Origin of the sequence: Citrobacter freundii ATCC 8090 = MTCC 1658 = NBRC 12681 (assembly GCF_011064845.1) — a bacterium.
GTDB classification, from domain to species: Bacteria; Pseudomonadota; Gammaproteobacteria; order Enterobacterales; family Enterobacteriaceae; genus Citrobacter; species Citrobacter freundii.
This window is the reverse complement of sequence record NZ_CP049015.1, coordinates 1,851,029-1,867,687: the sequence shown is the minus strand read 5'-3', so window position 1 is coordinate 1,867,687 and position 16,659 is coordinate 1,851,029. Positions and strand designations below refer to the sequence as shown.

The window sequence follows — 16,659 nt, the reverse complement described above, 5'->3', positions numbered from 1 at the left end:
AGGTTTGCGGGGGCGCAATAAAAAGCCCGCACACGGCGGGCTTCAGGGACAGGAGATAAATTATTCTGCCTGTAAACGCGATGGCGGAGCTGAGTGATAATGCGCGTCAGCCTCGGCAAAACGTTGCTGCATAGCAGTTGAAGGTGCTTTACCCAACAGGCTGAAGACCACAATACCGATGCTGCCGAAAACAAAGCCCGGGATAATTTCATACAGACCCAGCCAGGCGAACTGCTTCCAGACGATTACCGTCACCGCACCGATGATCATCCCTGCCAGCGCGCCGTTGCGGGTCATACGCGACCACATTACCGAGAACAGAACCACAGGGCCAAACGCCGCGCCGAAGCCCGCCCAGGCGTAGCTTACCAGACCCAGCACGCGGTTCTCCGGGTTCGCCGCCAGCGCGATGGACACCAGCGCCACGACCAGCACCATGATGCGGCCAATCCATACCAGCTCTTTCTGGCTGGCATTTTTACGCAGGAATGCTTTGTACAAGTCTTCGGTGATTGCGCTGGAGCACACCAGCAGCTGGCAGCTCAGGGTCGACATAACCGCAGCGAGGATCGCAGACAGCAGAATACCGGCAATCCACGGGTTAAACAGGATTTGCGCCAGTTCAATAAACACACGCTCGGCGTTCTGGTTAACGGCACCGGCAAGCTGCGGGTTGTTGTTAAAGTAAGCAATACCAAAGAAGCCCACAGCCACGGCACCCGCCAGACAGAGGATCATCCAGGTCATACTGATGCGGCGAGCATGAGCAATGCTATGGTGGGAATCTGCAGCCATAAAGCGCGCCAGAATATGCGGCTGACCAAAGTAGCCCAGACCCCAGCCCATCAGGGAAATGATGGCAACAAAATTCAGCCCTTTGAACATGTCCACGTTCTCAATGCTCTTTTGTTTAATCACTTCCAGCGAATCCTCGAACCCACCCACACCAATAATAACCATCACCGGCGTCAGGATCAGGGCGAAGATCATCAGGCTGGCCTGGACGGTATCGGTCCAGCTTACTGCCAGGAAACCACCGATAAAGGTGTAAATGATCGTCGCGGCCGCGCCCGCCCAAAGTGCTGTTTCGTAGCTCATGCCAAAGGTACTTTCAAACAGACGCGCCCCTGCCACAATCCCTGAAGCACAATAGATGGTGAAAAACAGCAGAATAACCAGCGCGGAGATAATACGCAGAATTCGACTTTTATCTTCAAAGCGACCGGTAAAGTAATCCGGTAACGTCAGCGCATTGTTATTATATTCGGTGTGTACGCGTAAACGTCCGGCCACCAGCTTCCAGTTGATCCAGGCGCCCAAAATAAGGCCGATGGCGATCCAGCTTTCTGAAATGCCCGACAGGAAAATTGCGCCAGGCAGACCCATCAGCAACCAGCCGCTCATGTCAGATGCCCCAGCGGATAACGCGGTCACGAACGGACCCAGACTGCGTCCCCCCAGAATGTAATCGTCAAAGTTTTTGGTTGAACGCCATGCAATAAACCCTATCAATATCATGCCGAAAATATAGACACAGAATGTCACTAACATCGGTGTGCTAATAGCCATCAAAACTCTCCAAAATTATGTATCAGCAATGCCGTGGCTTGCCGTTTTATTACCCTGCCGGAACGTGGCAAAGATATCTATGTTGACCAGGGCGACCGTATCCTGCCGGAAGCGATGGTTATTCACAATCGATTTAACACACCATTTACATCAAATTTGATCCAGAGTAGATAGCATTTTTCTGTAGGTTGCACTCTCTCACATTTTTTTCGGTTGCACCTTTTAAAAGTGTTAACTACCGCAGAGAAAAAGATTCTGTAATTTTTACAGCCCACATCATAAGACTCATATTTATTAACATTTCATTCATTTCCAAGCTTGCAAACCAAGTCACATTTAACACGGTTGCACAAAGTTGCAACATAGTGGATATTTCTCGGTAACTATCAGACCCGTATTTCAGTACAACAGGAGTAAACGGCATGGGAACCACCACGATGGGGGTTAAGCTGGATGACGCCACTCGCGAGCGTATTAAAACAGCAGCATCACGAATCGATCGCACGCCACATTGGCTGATCAAACAAGCCATCTTTAATTATCTCGAAAGACTGGAAAATGACGACGCGCTTCCTGAACTACCGGCCCTGCTGGCGGGTGCCGCGAATGAGGGGGAGGAGTCAACCACGCCGCAGAATGAAGCGCATCAGCCTTTCCTGGAATTTGCCGAACAGATCCTGCCGCAGTCAGTTTCCCGCGCAGCAATCACCGCCGCGTACCGCCGCGCCGAAACCGATGCAGTGCCGATGCTGATGGAGCAGGCTCGTCTGCCGCAACCCATCGCTGAGCAAGCGCACAAGCTGGCGTACAGCCTGGCCGACAAACTGCGTAACCAGAAGACCGCCAGCGGCCGCGCCGGGATGGTACAAGGTTTATTGCAGGAATTCTCCCTTTCTTCACAGGAAGGCGTCGCACTGATGTGTCTGGCGGAAGCCTTGCTGCGTATTCCTGATAAGGCAACCCGCGATGCGTTAATCCGCGACAAAATCAGCAACGGCAACTGGCAGTCGCACATTGGACGCAGTCCGTCACTTTTCGTCAACGCGGCGACCTGGGGGCTGTTGTTTACCGGTCGTCTGGTTTCTACGCATAATGAAGCCAGCCTTTCACGCTCACTCAACCGTATTATCGGCAAGAGCGGTGAACCACTGGTGCGTAAAGGCGTCGACATGGCAATGCGCTTGATGGGCGAGCAGTTCGTCACCGGAGAGACTATCGCCGAAGCGCTGGCTAACGCGCGTAAACTGGAAGAAAAAGGTTTCCGCTACTCTTATGACATGCTGGGTGAAGCGGCTCTAACCGCCGCTGATGCCCAGGCTTATATGGTTTCGTACCAACAGGCAATCCACGCCATTGGTAAAGCCTCAAATGGTCGCGGCATCTATGAAGGGCCGGGCATTTCTATCAAGCTGTCGGCGTTGCATCCGCGTTATAGCCGCGCGCAGTATGACCGCGTGATGGATGAACTCTATCCGCGCCTGAAGTCGCTTACTCTGCTGGCCCGCCAGTACGACATCGGTATCAATATCGATGCTGAAGAGGCAGACCGACTGGAGATCTCCCTCGATCTGCTGGAAAAACTGTGTTTTGAACCTGAACTGGCGGGCTGGAACGGTATCGGCTTTGTAATCCAGGCCTACCAGAAGCGCTGTCCGTATGTCATTGATTATCTCATTGATCTGGCTACACGCAGCCGCCGTCGCCTGATGATCCGCCTGGTTAAGGGCGCCTACTGGGATAGCGAAATCAAACGTGCGCAAATGGACGGTCTGGAAGGTTATCCGGTCTATACCCGTAAGGTGTACACCGACGTTTCCTATCTGGCCTGTGCGAAAAAACTGCTTGCGGTACCGAATCTGATCTACCCGCAGTTCGCCACCCACAACGCCCATACGTTGGCGGCGATTTATCAGTTAGCCGGTCAAAACTACTATCCGGGTCAGTACGAGTTCCAGTGCCTGCACGGTATGGGCGAACCGCTATATGAGCAGGTCACCGGTAAAGTTGCCGATGGCAAACTGAACCGTCCATGCCGCATTTATGCACCGGTAGGCACGCATGAAACGCTGCTTGCGTATCTGGTGCGTCGTCTGCTGGAAAACGGCGCCAACACTTCATTCGTCAACCGCATTGCAGACACTACCCTGCCGCTGGATGAACTGGTAGCCTGCCCGGTCGAAGCCGTTGAAAAACTGGCGCAGCAGGAAGGCCAGGCTGGTCTGCCACATCCGAAGATTGCCCTGCCGCGTGACCTGTACGGTAAAGGCCGCGAAAACTCAGGCGGGCTGGATTTAGCTAACGAACATCGTCTGGCCTCACTTTCCTCCGCCCTGCTCAACAGCGCGCTGCAAAAATGGCACGCTAAGCCAATACTCGAACATCCCGTTGCTGACGGTGAAATGACGCCAGTCGTCAACCCGGCCGAACCGAAAGACATTGTCGGTTACGTGCGAGAAGCGACTCACAGCGAAGTGGAACAGGCATTGCAGAATGCGGTAAATAACGCGCCGATCTGGTTCGCCACACCGCCGCAAGAGCGTGCCGCTATTTTGCATCGCGCCGCCGTTCTGATGGAAGGCCAGATGCAGCAATTGATTGGCATTCTGGTGCGCGAAGCAGGTAAAACCTTCAGTAACGCCATTGCGGAAGTGCGCGAAGCGGTAGATTTCCTGCACTATTATGCCGGTCAGGTCCGCGATGACTTCGATAATGAAACCCATCGTCCGTTAGGGCCGGTAGTCTGTATCAGCCCCTGGAACTTCCCGCTGGCTATTTTCTCAGGGCAGATTGCCGCCGCGCTGGCGGCGGGCAACAGCGTGCTGGCAAAACCCGCGGAACAAACCCCGCTGATTGCCGCCCAGGGTATTGCCATTTTACTCGAAGCAGGTGTACCGCCAGGCGTGGTGCAACTGTTGCCTGGTCAGGGCGAAACGGTCGGGGCGCAGCTCACTTCCGATGAGCGCGTACGCGGCGTCATGTTTACTGGCTCAACGGAAGTTGCCACGCTGTTGCAACGCAATATCGCGACCCGCCTGGATGCTCAGGGACGTCCAATCCCGCTTATCGCCGAAACCGGCGGGATGAACGCCATGATCGTCGACTCCTCCGCGCTGACGGAACAGGTGGTGGTCGACGTCCTGGCTTCTGCCTTTGACAGCGCCGGGCAGCGCTGCTCTGCGCTTCGCGTCCTGTGTCTGCAGGACGATGTAGCCGACCATACGCTGAAAATGCTGCGCGGCGCGATGGCGGAATGCCGCATGGGTAACCCGGGCCGCCTGACCACCGATATTGGACCGGTTATCGATGAAGAAGCCAAAGCCAATATTGAGCGCCATATTCAGGCCATGCGCGCCAAAGGGCGTCCGGTGTTCCAGGCCGTGCGCGAAAATAGCGACGATGCGCGGGAATGGCAAACCGGTACCTTTATCGCCCCGACGCTTATTGAGCTGGAAAGCTTCGATGAATTACAAAAAGAGGTGTTTGGTCCGGTACTGCACGTCGTGCGTTACACCCGTAATAATCTGGGCAGCCTGATTGAGCAAATTAATGCCTCCGGCTACGGTCTGACGCTGGGCGTACACACCCGTATCGACGAAACCATTGCCCAGGTCACGGGCTCAGCACATGTGGGGAACCTGTATGTTAACCGCAATATGGTCGGCGCCGTCGTCGGAGTGCAGCCATTCGGTGGCGAAGGCTTGTCAGGAACCGGGCCAAAAGCGGGTGGGCCGCTGTATCTGTACCGCCTGCTGGCAAACCGTCCGGAAAATGCGTTAGGCATTACCCTTGCCCGCCAGGATGCAGACTACCCGGTCGATGCGCAGCTTAAAGCAGCACTCGTTCAACCTCTGGAAACGCTCAGCGAATGGGCAACCGACCGTCCAGCACTGCGTACGCTCTGCCAGCAGTTTGGCGAACTGGCGCAGGCCGGAACGCAACGCCTGCTGCCAGGACCCACCGGCGAGCGCAATACCTGGACGCTGTTGCCGCGCGAACGCGTTCTATGTATCGCCGATGATGAACAGGACGCACTAGTACAGGTTGCCGCTGTAACTTCCGTTGGTAGCTTAATCCTGTGGCCAGATGATACGTTCCATCGCGACCTGGCAAAACGCCTGCCAGCCGCGGTCTCCGGGCGCATTCAGTTTGCCAAAGCGGACAACATCGCCACGCAGCCGTTTGATGCTGTTATTTTCCACGGCGATTCCGATCAGCTTCGCGCACTGTGTGAAGCAGTGGCGGCCCGCGAAGGGGCGATTGTGTCGGTCCAGGGCTTTGCCCGTGGCGAGAGCAATATTCTGCTGGAGAGGCTGTACATTGAACGCTCCCTGAGCGTCAATACCGCCGCAGCTGGCGGGAACGCCAGCCTGATGACAATCGGCTAAGGTTGTGGTTAATTAAGGCTCCGGTAACGGGGCCTTTTTTTATGAAGCCAGAGGGAAGCATGAAACGAATCGTACTGACATGTGCAGCGCTGCTGCTGAGCGGCCAGGCGCTGGCGGATGACTGCGCCAACGCGAACACGCAGATTGAGATGAACACCTGTGCGGCAGAGCAGTATAAGGCGGCCGACGCCAAACTTAATGAAACTTATCAGAATGCGCTGAAGCGCGCCGCTCCAACCCAGCGCGATTTACTGAAAAAAGCGCAAATATCCTGGATAACTTTGCGCGATGCGGACTGTGCATTACTCAGTTCTGGCACCGAAGGCGGTAGCGTTCAGGCGATGATTACCAGCCAGTGCCTGACGGATAAGACCAACGAGCGCGAAGCGTTTCTCGCCTCGCTCTTGCAGTGTGAAGAAGGCGATTTAAGCTGCCCACTACCACCGGCCAGTTAACGCACGCGGATCCCTTCAATAATCATCCGCTGTACGCTCTCGACCGTTTGGTTAAAAAAGGCTTCATCACGCAGCGTTGCGCCTGTCACCGCCTCTACCTGTGGGGCAAAGTCGGCGTAGTGCTGAGTTGAAGCCCAAATCATAAAAATCAGATGATGCGGATCGACAGGAGCCAGTTTTCCGCTTTTGATCCAACCGGCAATCAGCGCGGATTTCTCATCAATTAGCGTTTTGAGATCCCCCTCCAATTCTGCCATCAATAAAGGCGCTCCGGCCAGCATCTCCATACAAAACAGCCGTGATGCCTGAGGGTAATCGCGCGACACTTCCAGCTTAAGGCGAATGTATTCTTTAATGGCCACCAGCGGCGCAAAGTCTTCGCGAAAAGCTTTCAATGGAGCCAGCCAGATGTCGAGGATCTGCCGTAAAACGGCGATATAAAGCACCTCTTTTGACGGGTAGTAATAAAGTAAATTGGTTTTTGACACGCCCGCCTGCTCTGCCACCTGTTCCAGGCGCGTGCCGTGGATCCCATATTGGGAGAAGATATTTAATGCCGCGGTTAATATGGCCTGGCGTTTTGCACTGACGGCCTGCGAACGCTTACCTGTTTTTTTCTCTGCGCGTTGGACCATGCGCCCTCTCCTTCTTGTGAGGGCGTCAGCATACCAAATCACGCGGTGAATGGTTAAATTAAAGCGATTCCGGAGGCGCCTCTTGCGGCTGCGCTTTTTTCTTTTTGAACTTCAGCTCGCTGACCAGCACGCCAACAATAATGAATGCCGCACCAAGCAATGCAAGTAGCGGTAAGCGTTCACCCGCCAGACGGCCAAAGATCCCCGCCCACACTGGCTCACCGGTATAAATAACCGTCGCGCGCGTCGGCGAAACGCTACGCTGCGCCCAGTTCATAGTGACCTGAATAATCGCGCTGAAAATCCCCAGCCCCAGCGCCACCACCAGCAATCCGGTAGACATTGGCGGCACGGTCTCTCCGGCTGGTCCCATCGCAATAAACGCCACTATCGAAGCCGTTGCCAGTTGCACTACCGTTACCCGCCGTACATCCACTTTTCCCGCCCACGCACTAATCAGGATAATTTCTGCCGCAATCGCCACCGCACCGGCGAGCGTGATCCACTCGCCTTCGCCTAAAGCCAGTAAATTGCCTCCCGGTCCGGCAAGAAAAATCAATCCGATAAAGGCCAGTACAATACCGACGCACGGCATCAGTCCAGGCATGCGCCCCAGACACAGCCATTGTAAAAGCGGTACCAACGGAACGTACATCGCGGTAATAAACGCCGATTTACTGCTGGGAATAAACTGTAGCCCCCAGGTTTGCAGGCTATAGCCCAGCGCAATGGCGATACCGATTGCAACCCCTGCTTTGACTTCCAGCCATGTCAGCTTATGCAGTGTGTGTAACGACAAAATCGCGACCGCCAGCGCGGCAGTGGCAAAACGCACACCGACAAAGAAAAAAGGCCCGCTCAGGGTAACGGCATATTGCACAGCCAGAAACGTGCCACCCCATAACATAGTGATCACAATGAGGATCGCTTCCTGAGGTTTAACAGAAAAGGAATAACGAGAGAGTAATGACATGAGACACCCGATTAACTGAATGTCATTAGTCTGCGTTGCGTTTTGTTACAGTTCAACCTTGCAGACAAAAAAAACCGCCGGAAGGATCCGGCGGCGGTGGCTACGTAACGTCTGTCTCTGACGCTCAGGCGTCACGACATATCTGACAGATAGCCCGACAATTACGATTTGTTGTTGCCGTGGCTATTTTTGCCCCCTTTTTTGCCTGCCTCTGAAGCGCGTTGCGGGTCATTCTTAAAGTTGCCCCCGCTGTGCTGGCCACCTTTTCGACCTGCTTCTGATGCTCTTTCGCGGTCTTCCGCAAAGTTGCCGGAACCGCCCCGATGGTTTGCCATTACTGACCTCCGTCATTGATTAGACATCATATTGCATAGGTACTGAGGAGTGATACCTCACGCAGCGTTACGGGCGAGGCCCTGAAAATAACTGCGTGGGATTAAGCATAGTGAAGCGTGGACTGGGCAGACGCTAACTGTAATATCCTGCAACAGGATCAGGAGTGCCAAAGAAATAATCACCTTAAGAAATCAATAAGTCTTTCTTATGACTACCGAATTCAACCCAGTTAAATATGTATCATTTTGCTACAAAGCAGGTTGTTATAAAAATTGTTATAAATCAAAGAAGTGATTGTGAAATTTGCACTCCTGACAGTACGTCATATCTTTAAAGGTAGGTAGCGAGTCGCTACGGACACGGTTAACTCGAGGAGTAGTGTAAAATGGCAAAAGTTCTGGTGCTTTATTATTCCATGTACGGACACATTGAAACTATGGCCCATGCAGTCGCAGAAGGCGCAAATAAGGTAGATGGCGCGGAAGTGATTATTAAGCGCGTACCAGAGACCATGCAGCCTGAGATTTTCCTTAAGGCTGGCGGCAAAACACAAAACGCACCAGTCGCAACCCCGCAAGAACTGGCTGATTACGACGCCATCATTTTTGGAACCCCCACGCGCTTTGGCAATATGTCCGGTCAGATGCGTACCTTCCTCGACCAGACTGGCGGGCTGTGGGCCTCTGGTGGTCTGTACGGCAAACTCGCCAGTGTATTCAGCTCAACGGGAACCGGCGGCGGTCAGGAACAAACCATTACCTCAACCTGGACTACGCTTGCCCACCATGGGATGGTGATTGTGCCTATCGGTTACGCGGCGCAAGAGCTGTTTGATGTCTCTCAAGTTCGCGGCGGTACCCCTTACGGTGCAACCACCATTGCCGGAGGCGACGGCTCCCGCCAGCCAAGTCAGGAAGAATTATCTATCGCCCGCTATCAGGGTGAATATGTCGCAGGTCTGGCAGTAAAACTCAACGGCTAATCTTCAACAGGAGGATTCGAATGCCAACTCAAGAAGCGAAAGCCCATCGCGTCGGCGAATGGGCAAGTCTGCGCAATACATCGCCGGAAATAGCCGAAGCCATTTTTGAAGTCGCACATTATGACGAGAAACTGGCGGAAAAAATTTGGGAAGAAGGTAGCGATGAGGTACTCATCAAAGCCTTTGAAAAAACAGACAAAGATTCGCTCTTTTGGGGTGAACAGACTATCGAACGTAAAAACGTCTAGCGCTCAGACTCCCCCGCGAACACGGGGGAGTTTTTCTTTTATTTAGCCGCCTCATTCAGCACGCTGTCGAACTTATCTATCGGGCAAAAACCATCCGCATCTATCGGACATCCTTTCAGCTCAAGCGTTACGCGCTGCGCCGGGGATTTCAGCGTCAGAACGTCTGCATTACGCAACTGCAGCGAGCTCTGATACACATACTCGATTTTCATCAGATCACGATTTGCGTTGCTGTCATGCCAGCGCTGAAAGACAATCTTCCCGCCAATCGGTGTACGCTCGTTCTGATCGTGAAGCTGGTATGGTTTGAAATCCAGCGCGGTGAGCAGCGAAGCGATGTTTGAGTCATGTCCCACCAGCACGGTTATTTTCGGTGCTTTCGCGCGTTCAGTAACCAGCGCATTATCAATATATTTCACCAGAGGTTTGGCGACGTTCTGCGCCACTTCCGGGGAGGTGAACAGGCTGTCCTGATAGCCATTTTTCAGCTTCGACAGAACCTTCCACTGCTGATCCGATTTAATCTCGCCCCAGGCAACCTTGTCCATCGGGAAGCCTTCGTAATACTGCAGCGTGAAGGCATCGACCAGCGAATTCCCCACCTTCAGCGGCCCCGATACGCCTGGCTCCTGCTGATATTTCGCGCTGAACGTATCTTTGGCATCGGTCAGGGAACACTGCTGTTTTTCTTTACAGGATGGAGAGTCTTTGTAGTCGGTCATTTGCTCAAGCAACTGATAGCTATCGTTGAGCTGCATTTTACTACGCTCTTTCTCCATGGCCTGAACGGCCTGCTGGCTGAAGGTGGCGGAATCATCGGTGATCACCGGATTAAAGGTAGGATCCATGGTGCCCATTTTTTCCTGATGATGGACCGGAACATCGCAACCAGGGAAAGCGCCGGTGACAAAGAACTGCGCCGTAGCAACAGTGCGCTGCAGGCTGTTAGCATAGGTATAAACCGTATCCGGTGCCGGACATTCGCCCGATTTCACCATCCCCTGCTCTGCCAGCCACTCTCGCATGTAGTGACCCATATAGATTTCCAGCACACCGCCTTTGGTGGTGAGTTGTCCGCCGGGGACATCCCACTCTGGCCATTGCTTGGGGGTGGACTGTTCAAGAACGCTGCCATTATTGGCTAAAGGTGCACGTAAGTTATGCCGACTCATCATCAATACTTGTTGAAGCTGATACCCTTCCGGCGCGGTCTGCGCCTGCGCGGCGGTTGACAATAATACAGCCCCTGCCACGGCTGCGGCGATTAACGATTTATTCATCCCTACGACCTCTTGTTGTTATCAATCACAACAGAGTGTGACAGAAATATGACATATTTCCGGGAACGCTTTCGCAAAACAGACCATCTAGCGTGTCGTTTTAACACCAAACTCGGTTTCGAGTTTACGAATGCCAAGAGGTGTGAAGATGACGTGGCGGCTGCCCTGTTCGGTTCTTATCCATCGCTGTTCACTGAACCAGCGCAGCAGCGTTGCGCCAAGCACACCACCAGGATGATAACGTCGCTCGCTCCAGTCCAGACAACCGCAGGTTAACTTCCGCCGGGATGAGCCAGCAGTGAGGACAATCCCCATCAGCGCCAGCTTTTCCCGTCCAAGTGACGTCAGCGTTTCGCCATCCGGCGTTAACCACTGGCGGGAAACCAGCGTATCGAACAGCCTTACCGCCACCTCTCCGGCGAGATGGTCGTAGCAGGTGCGGGCATGCCGCAAGCTTAGCGGCGTAGTAATTTTTCGTGGTACGGATGTGCACCACGCCACGCCCATCAGGCGCTCCAGCAGTTCGGCGATATCGGGACTCGCAAGGCGAAAATAACGATGCCTGCCCTGCGCCAACGCCACAACAAAGCGTTGTTCGCACAGACGCGCCAGATGCGCGCTGGCGGTCGACGCAGACACATCCGCCACAGCGCTGAGCTCGGTCGCGGTCCAGGCACGGCCATCCATCAGGGCGCACAGCATACGCGAGCGCGACTTATCGGCCATTGCCGCCGCAGTAAGCGCCATTCTCGACTCCAGATCGCCCTCTTCTTCATGTAACATCACGGATGCCATAACGACCTCATTGCCCCTGAATCTCTGAATTAACGATGCCATGAAAGTCGCGCAAAGTCACCGAACCGGTCACATAGCACGCAGCATCATCTCTGTACCCAACCCGACCAGACAAAACAGAAAACAGCGTTTAAACACGAGCGGAGAAATAACCCTTCGCACACGGGTTCCTATCCACTGGCCAATAAGTGCAGGAACAATGGCCAAAGCCGACAAGCTTAGGGATTGTACGGGCAGCGCGTTATGCCACCACAGACCCAGCGCCAATGCCAGGGTCGAAAAGGTAAAAGAGATCCCGAGCGCCTGTACCAGTTCATCTTTCTCAAAGCCCAGGGACTGGATCCAGGGTACGGCGGGCATCACAAACACCCCGGTTCCGCCGGTCAATAAACCGGTCACAAATCCAATAACGAGGGAGTACGGTTTTTCACGCTGCGGGGCCACCGCAATTTTCTTTCCCGCCAGCGTCCAGATAGCGTAGGCCACCAGCGCCACGCCGAGTGCAAACTGAGTTCGGGTGGTGTCACCCCCGGTAATCCAGGCGCTGGCAAGCAGAGTCGCCACTACCACTGTCAGCAGCATTGGCCACAGTCGTTTGAGCAATTGACGCGTATTTCCGCCTGCGCCAAACTGAAACAGATTACTGATCAGCGAAGGCAACAGCAGCATGGCCGCCGCCGCAACCGGTGAAATAAGCGATCCGAGGATCCCCATTGCCACGGTAGGTAACCCCATACCCGTAACGCCTTTCACCATCCCGGCGAGGACAAATGTGGCGGCAATCATCATCACCAGGGAGGATTCAAATGCGTATACATTGGCCATTCTTTATTTTCCCACAAAAAAAGATAAGCCAGATTAAACGCAACTATGAATACTTGCTTCGTCGGTTGACGAAATATGCCATTCAATTATTCGCAGATAATCACTTCGCTGCGGATATTGCGTGCACAATATAAGGTTCCATCTGTCAAATACAATTGATGAAAGCGCGTGTTATCTGGGATGTTGTGTAAAAGGGAACGCTCAGTATCAATGAACTCTCGTTGTATCCGATAATGAACCGCATCATCAGTTTCAAAGGAAACGTATTCCCGTTTGGTATATGGTTTACTTTTTAATTTCACATACACAATGTATTGCACCGTACTGAATGTCAGTCCAGTTTTTGCAGCAATCTCTTTCAGATTTAGTGGTTCAGAAGACGTATAGAGTGTTTGTACCTGTTCAATACGTTTTTGATTGTAGGCGGATACCCGCAGGCTGAGTTTCAGTCGATACGCCATATTGCGCACAACCGTAATATTAGTGTGAAGCATCCCCGCAATCTGCTCCGTCGTGAGAACGCCTGCGTTTTCACGCAGGACGGCCAGACTCTCTTTATTCCACCTGAATGCCATATAGTGTTTCTCTTTGTATCGCGTTCATCGGGCGGCCAGTCGCGCAAACGTTGCATCTAACTCAGGCGGTTTCCGCATCCCCTGGTGTAATTCCAGTACACGACCATCCCTGTCAATTAACACAGAGGTTGGCGTGCCGATGACCTGATAGCGTTCCTGGGAAATCTTAAGCTGATCGCGGAGTACCGGGTAAGAAACCTGATGTTTCGTCAGTAAGTCATCTATGTTAACCGTTGCCGGATCGGTATTCACAGCCACGACCACAACGTTATCGCCCCACTTTTTACTTAGCGCTTCCAGCGCGTCCATTTCGGCAAGACAGCCACCGCATCCCGCCGACCAAAAGTTTAGATAAATAGCCTTTCCACGCCAGCGCTCAAGCCCAGCCTTCCCCCCCTGCAGGTCGAATGTTGCCAGCGCCGGGGCTTGCTGCCCAACCACCAACTTCTCTTCTTTACATCCACTAATCAGAACCAAAATGGCGAAAGTTAATACGTTAATCCAGCGCATGTTGATTAGCCTCCTCACCGTGATATTTGCCATGCTGCAAACGGATAATACGATCGGCAAATAACCCCAGCGCCGGATTATGCGTCACCATCACAATCGTGCGCCCCTGCCGATGCAGGTCAGTGAGTAGATCCAACACCCGCTGTTCATTCTCTTCATCGAGGTTACCCGTAGGTTCATCGGCAAAAATCACCGGCGGCTCATTGACCAGCGCCCGGGCAATGCACACCCGTTGCTGCTCTCCCCCAGAAAGTTGACTCGGCAGGTGCGTTACTCGATGCCCAAGACCGACTTGTTCCAGAACCTTCCTGGCCGCCGCTTCATCTACCACGCTATGGTAGTGTTGCGCCAGCATGATATTCTCCAGCGCGGTTAAAAACGGGATCAGATGAAACTGCTGGAATACCAACCCTATTTTCTCAGCGCGAAAACGGCGACGCCCCTCTTCATCCAGTGCGGCAGCATCAATCCCATCTAAAAACACCTGACCTTCTGTCGCGGTGTCCAGGCAGGTCAGAATATTCATCAGTGTCGTTTTACCCGAACCAGAAGCGCCCATAATCGCGACAAACTCCCCCTGCACTATTTGCAGGTTGATGTCATCTAAGGCGGTAACATCGCCGAACCGTTTATATAAATGGCGGGTTTCAATCGCCATTGATGGGGTCTGCACAACGGACATGGCGTTACTCTCCTTTCAACACTTTTGCGGGTTCGATGCTAACCGCGCGACGGACCGGAACAATCGCCGCCAGAATGGCGACCAGTAAAGATAATGTCAGGGTGATGGGCAGCACTGGCCAGCGTAGCGATATTGCGGCATTGAATACAGTCAGTCCCAGTAGTTGGGCCAACATGTACCCTAAGATCCACCCACAAACCACTGCAGCCAGCGCGATAATGCAGGTTTCAAGGAGAATTTGCCGGACAATATCACCGTTGCTGGCCCCCAACGCTTTTTGCAGCGCAAATTCCCTTGCCCGCTCACCCACAATGGCCATCAACGTGGTATTCACACACAAAGATGACAGCGCAAGGATCACAACCGATACCAGCCCCATTAACCCTTTTATTTTATCCAGTACCTGTCCTTCTGATGCGGAGACTTTCCGTATTGGACGGATCTCCAGATCCGGGTATTGAGCCTGCAATCGGCTGGCATAGTTTTCCACCTGACCGACATCGTTACTGACACTCAGCAGCCCATGGCTGATTTTATCGGGCTGATGCAACCACGCCTGCGCCACTTCAAGACTCACAATTAGCATGTTATCTGTCGCATCACCGGCTTCAACAATGCCTTTTATCTGTAAGTTTTTGCGCTGATTGTGATCCACCAGGATGATGTTATCGCCCGGTTGGACGTTAAGACGCTCAGCCAATTTGATGCCAATCATCGCATTGCGATCGTCAAAGCTGACACCAATCCAATTCCCCTGAACCTGCCAGTACGGCACCAGCTTTTGCAAGGATTCAAACCACACGCCGACAATCACCACCTTCTCCAGCTCGGTACGCGCCATACCGTAAAGCCAAGGACTGGCTCCGTGAACCAGGCCTTGCGGTGCCTGATCTAAAATAGTCTGCAACGCTTGCTGCGGCATGCCGGAGCCATGGCCTGGCCCGATGTAGAAATTTGCGCCAAAGGTCCGCAATTCTTCACTCATTTTGGTATTGATGTCGAACCACACCGCAGATAGCGCGGTCACAATGGTCGCCCCGACCATCAATGCGGCAAATACTACGCTAACTCGCTGAAAACGCAGACGCAGTGCCCGCCATACCAGCAACCAGAGCATCGTACGTTTAGCGGCCATACAGCACCTCCACAGGATACAGGCGGGCAATACGGCGGGCCGGGAACCAGGTGCCAATCAGGGCAATCAGGACCGCAATAACCAATACACATGGCACCACAATCCAGGCAAAATTCAATGGCGCATCAAATAGCATCAGGCCAATCGCTTTCGCCATTCCCCATCCAGCAACACATCCCAATGCCCCTCCGGCCAGTCCACTGGACGCGGCTTCAAGATAGAACAACAGCATGATTTGCCACTGATGCGCGCCAAGCGCCTTCATCAGGCCGATCTCTTTAGCGCGTTCCATAATGGTGCTGGTCATAAGTGACGCAATTCCCATAGCCGAAGCTGCCAGTGCTGCGACCGTCACTACGGCCATCAGCAACTGAATTTTATCGATTACAACCCCCTCAGATGCAGCAACCTGCCACACAGGGCGAACTTCTGCACCGGAAATAGCCTCCTCCAGTTGATGAGCAATGGACGAGACATAGGCAGTGCAGTACCAAAGGTCGTACTCTTCAGCATTCAGTGCATCGAGATTTTCACGCGCCCGACGCGACAATTCATTTTCCGGCACCGTCAGCGCTGAGACACGAATGGCCTGTACTTTGCCGGGTAAATCCAGCAACGTTTGCGCCGTGCTCAACGGCATAACCAGTTGGTTATCCTCGTCCCCGCCGCTGGAGAGAATGCCGCTGACGGCCACATTCAACGTTGTATTGCTGGTACGGATCACCAGTTTATCGCCTGGCTTCCAGCCCGTTTGTCGTGCCAACGCATGCCCTACCAGTGTTTGAGGAGCATCACCAGCAGGCTCTTGCGGCCAGTGGCCTGTCACTTGCCAGAACGGGCTTACCGTTTTTTGCCCCGTCTCAAACCCTTCTTCATCTGGAATATCTACCGGTTGGCTGAAGAAGGTGCCGAGAATACGTACTTCTTTGCCGTTAACGTCGACATCACCGCCAAGCATAGGGGCAAAGCCGACAATGTTGTTGCGCCAGAAGATATCCTTAATGTTGGGGAGTTCCGCTTCATCAAGGAAATCCTGTCCTGATAGTGGATTACTGTTTTCACTGAAAAGTGCAGGAAGCGCCGCCTGTCCGGCAGGTTCAATCAAAATATTGGCACCATAGGACTTCAATTCTCTGGACATTTTATCGCCAATATCAATCGACACCGCCAGCAAGGCGGAGATAAGGCTGGACGCAAGAAAGACGGTCATAATAGCCAGCCCCTTGCGTCGGAGATTACGCCCCCAGGATTGTCGTAACATTCTCCACAGCATT

Annotated in this window: 16 protein-coding genes; 4 read left to right on the top strand and 12 right to left on the bottom strand. The window is 53.4% G+C overall.

Annotated features, from left to right (window positions below):
• Positions 1 to 60 precede the first annotated feature (60 nt).
• A complete protein-coding gene (gene putP / locus G4551_RS08875; RefSeq protein ID WP_003836809.1) occupies positions 61 to 1,569 on the bottom strand; it encodes a sodium/proline symporter PutP in 1,509 nt (502 codons plus the stop codon).
• A 422-nt stretch (positions 1,570 to 1,991) separates the two neighbouring features.
• Between putP and putA the strand changes: the two genes are divergently transcribed.
• Together putA and G4551_RS08865 are read left to right on the top strand one after the other, a co-directional pair.
• A complete protein-coding gene (gene putA, locus G4551_RS08870; RefSeq protein WP_003836810.1) occupies positions 1,992 to 5,954 on the top strand; it encodes a trifunctional transcriptional regulator/proline dehydrogenase/L-glutamate gamma-semialdehyde dehydrogenase in 3,963 nt (1,320 codons plus the stop codon).
• Between the two features lie 59 nt (positions 5,955 to 6,013).
• Positions 6,014 to 6,409 carry a lysozyme inhibitor LprI family protein gene (locus tag G4551_RS08865; protein ID WP_003836811.1) on the top strand — a complete coding sequence of 132 codons (396 nt, stop codon included), beginning with the start codon at positions 6,014 to 6,016 and terminating at the stop codon, positions 6,407 to 6,409.
• On the opposite strand, the gene rutR is transcribed toward G4551_RS08865, so the two are convergent.
• The 3 genes from rutR to G4551_RS08850 all read right to left on the bottom strand — a co-directional run bounded on the left by rutR (position 6,406) and on the right by G4551_RS08850 (position 8,352).
• A complete protein-coding gene (rutR, locus tag G4551_RS08860) occupies positions 6,406 to 7,044 on the bottom strand; it encodes an HTH-type transcriptional regulator RutR (RefSeq protein WP_003036026.1) in 639 nt (212 codons plus the stop codon). The genes G4551_RS08865 and rutR overlap by 4 nt on opposite strands.
• A 58-nt stretch (positions 7,045 to 7,102) precedes the next feature.
• Positions 7,103 to 8,017: a DMT family transporter gene (locus G4551_RS08855; protein WP_032941192.1), complete on the bottom strand. Its 915-nt coding sequence runs from the start codon at positions 8,015 to 8,017 to the stop codon at positions 7,103 to 7,105.
• A 161-nt stretch (positions 8,018 to 8,178) separates the two neighbouring features.
• Positions 8,179 to 8,352 (bottom strand): con-10 family general stress protein, encoded by a 174-nt coding sequence (locus tag G4551_RS08850; protein ID WP_003036022.1) that lies wholly within the window; start codon positions 8,350 to 8,352, stop codon positions 8,179 to 8,181.
• A 386-nt stretch (positions 8,353 to 8,738) separates the two neighbouring features.
• On the opposite strand from G4551_RS08850, the gene wrbA reads away from it, so the two are divergent.
• On the top strand, positions 8,739 to 9,335 hold the full coding sequence (gene wrbA / locus G4551_RS08845) for an NAD(P)H:quinone oxidoreductase (RefSeq protein ID WP_003832057.1): 597 nt from the start codon (positions 8,739 to 8,741) through the stop codon (positions 9,333 to 9,335).
• Positions 9,336 to 9,355: 20 nt separating this feature from the next.
• On the top strand, positions 9,356 to 9,583 hold the full coding sequence (locus G4551_RS08840; RefSeq protein ID WP_003036015.1) for a YccJ family protein: 228 nt from the start codon (positions 9,356 to 9,358) through the stop codon (positions 9,581 to 9,583).
• Between the two features lie 38 nt (positions 9,584 to 9,621).
• On the opposite strand, the gene agp is transcribed toward G4551_RS08840, so the two are convergent.
• The 8 genes from agp to G4551_RS08800 all read right to left on the bottom strand — a co-directional run bounded on the left by agp (position 9,622) and on the right by G4551_RS08800 (position 16,658).
• Entirely contained in the window at positions 9,622 to 10,863 is a 1,242-nt protein-coding gene (agp, locus tag G4551_RS08835) for a bifunctional glucose-1-phosphatase/inositol phosphatase (protein ID WP_003836813.1), read from the bottom strand.
• 87 nt (positions 10,864 to 10,950) lie between these two features.
• Entirely contained in the window at positions 10,951 to 11,658 is a 708-nt protein-coding gene (locus G4551_RS08830) for an ArsR/SmtB family transcription factor (protein ID WP_003836814.1), read from the bottom strand.
• A 69-nt stretch (positions 11,659 to 11,727) separates the two neighbouring features.
• Positions 11,728 to 12,483, bottom strand: coding sequence for a sulfite exporter TauE/SafE family protein (locus tag G4551_RS08825; RefSeq protein WP_003836815.1), 756 nt, complete (start codon positions 12,481 to 12,483; stop codon positions 11,728 to 11,730).
• Between the two features lie 86 nt (positions 12,484 to 12,569).
• Entirely contained in the window at positions 12,570 to 13,058 is a 489-nt protein-coding gene (locus G4551_RS08820) for a hypothetical protein (RefSeq protein WP_003036005.1), read from the bottom strand.
• Between the two features lie 24 nt (positions 13,059 to 13,082).
• A complete protein-coding gene (locus G4551_RS08815) occupies positions 13,083 to 13,568 on the bottom strand; it encodes a TlpA family protein disulfide reductase (RefSeq protein ID WP_003836816.1) in 486 nt (161 codons plus the stop codon).
• Entirely contained in the window at positions 13,555 to 14,250 is a 696-nt protein-coding gene (locus G4551_RS08810) for an ABC transporter ATP-binding protein (RefSeq protein ID WP_003836817.1), read from the bottom strand. Before G4551_RS08810 ends, G4551_RS08815 begins: the two co-directional genes overlap by 14 nt.
• A 4-nt stretch (positions 14,251 to 14,254) precedes the next feature.
• Entirely contained in the window at positions 14,255 to 15,385 is a 1,131-nt protein-coding gene (locus G4551_RS08805; RefSeq protein ID WP_003836818.1) for an ABC transporter permease, read from the bottom strand.
• The gene (locus G4551_RS08800; RefSeq protein WP_003836819.1) at positions 15,375 to 16,658 is read right to left on the bottom strand and encodes an ABC transporter permease; all 1,284 of its coding nucleotides are present in this window, start codon (positions 16,656 to 16,658) and stop codon (positions 15,375 to 15,377) included. Before G4551_RS08800 ends, G4551_RS08805 begins: the two co-directional genes overlap by 11 nt.
• Position 16,659 lies beyond the last annotated feature (1 nt).

Excerpts from the sequence above, each read along its gene's own strand:
- rutR (WP_003036026.1), bottom strand. The coding sequence starts at position 7,044 with ATGGTCCAACGCGCAGAGAAAAAAACAGGTAAGCGTTCGCAGGCCGTC.
- G4551_RS08805 (WP_003836818.1), bottom strand. The coding sequence starts at position 15,385 with ATGGCCGCTAAACGTACGATGCTCTGGTTGCTGGTATGGCGGGCACTG.
- G4551_RS08865 (WP_003836811.1), top strand. The coding sequence starts at position 6,014 with ATGAAACGAATCGTACTGACATGTGCAGCGCTGCTGCTGAGCGGCCAG.
- G4551_RS08815 (WP_003836816.1), bottom strand. The coding sequence starts at position 13,568 with ATGCGCTGGATTAACGTATTAACTTTCGCCATTTTGGTTCTGATTAGT.
- G4551_RS08850 (WP_003036022.1), bottom strand. The coding sequence starts at position 8,352 with ATGGCAAACCATCGGGGCGGTTCCGGCAACTTTGCGGAAGACCGCGAA.
- wrbA (WP_003832057.1), top strand. The coding sequence starts at position 8,739 with ATGGCAAAAGTTCTGGTGCTTTATTATTCCATGTACGGACACATTGAA.
- putA (WP_003836810.1), top strand. The coding sequence starts at position 1,992 with ATGGGAACCACCACGATGGGGGTTAAGCTGGATGACGCCACTCGCGAG.
- agp (WP_003836813.1), bottom strand. The coding sequence starts at position 10,863 with ATGAATAAATCGTTAATCGCCGCAGCCGTGGCAGGGGCTGTATTATTG.
- G4551_RS08800 (WP_003836819.1), bottom strand. The coding sequence starts at position 16,658 with ATGCTGTGGAGAATGTTACGACAATCCTGGGGGCGTAATCTCCGACGC.
- G4551_RS08825 (WP_003836815.1), bottom strand. The coding sequence starts at position 12,483 with ATGGCCAATGTATACGCATTTGAATCCTCCCTGGTGATGATGATTGCC.
- putP (WP_003836809.1), bottom strand. The coding sequence starts at position 1,569 with ATGGCTATTAGCACACCGATGTTAGTGACATTCTGTGTCTATATTTTC.
- G4551_RS08840 (WP_003036015.1), top strand. The coding sequence starts at position 9,356 with ATGCCAACTCAAGAAGCGAAAGCCCATCGCGTCGGCGAATGGGCAAGT.
- G4551_RS08820 (WP_003036005.1), bottom strand. The coding sequence starts at position 13,058 with ATGGCATTCAGGTGGAATAAAGAGAGTCTGGCCGTCCTGCGTGAAAAC.
- G4551_RS08830 (WP_003836814.1), bottom strand. The coding sequence starts at position 11,658 with ATGGCATCCGTGATGTTACATGAAGAAGAGGGCGATCTGGAGTCGAGA.
- G4551_RS08855 (WP_032941192.1), bottom strand. The coding sequence starts at position 8,017 with ATGTCATTACTCTCTCGTTATTCCTTTTCTGTTAAACCTCAGGAAGCG.
- G4551_RS08810 (WP_003836817.1), bottom strand. The coding sequence starts at position 14,250 with ATGTCCGTTGTGCAGACCCCATCAATGGCGATTGAAACCCGCCATTTA.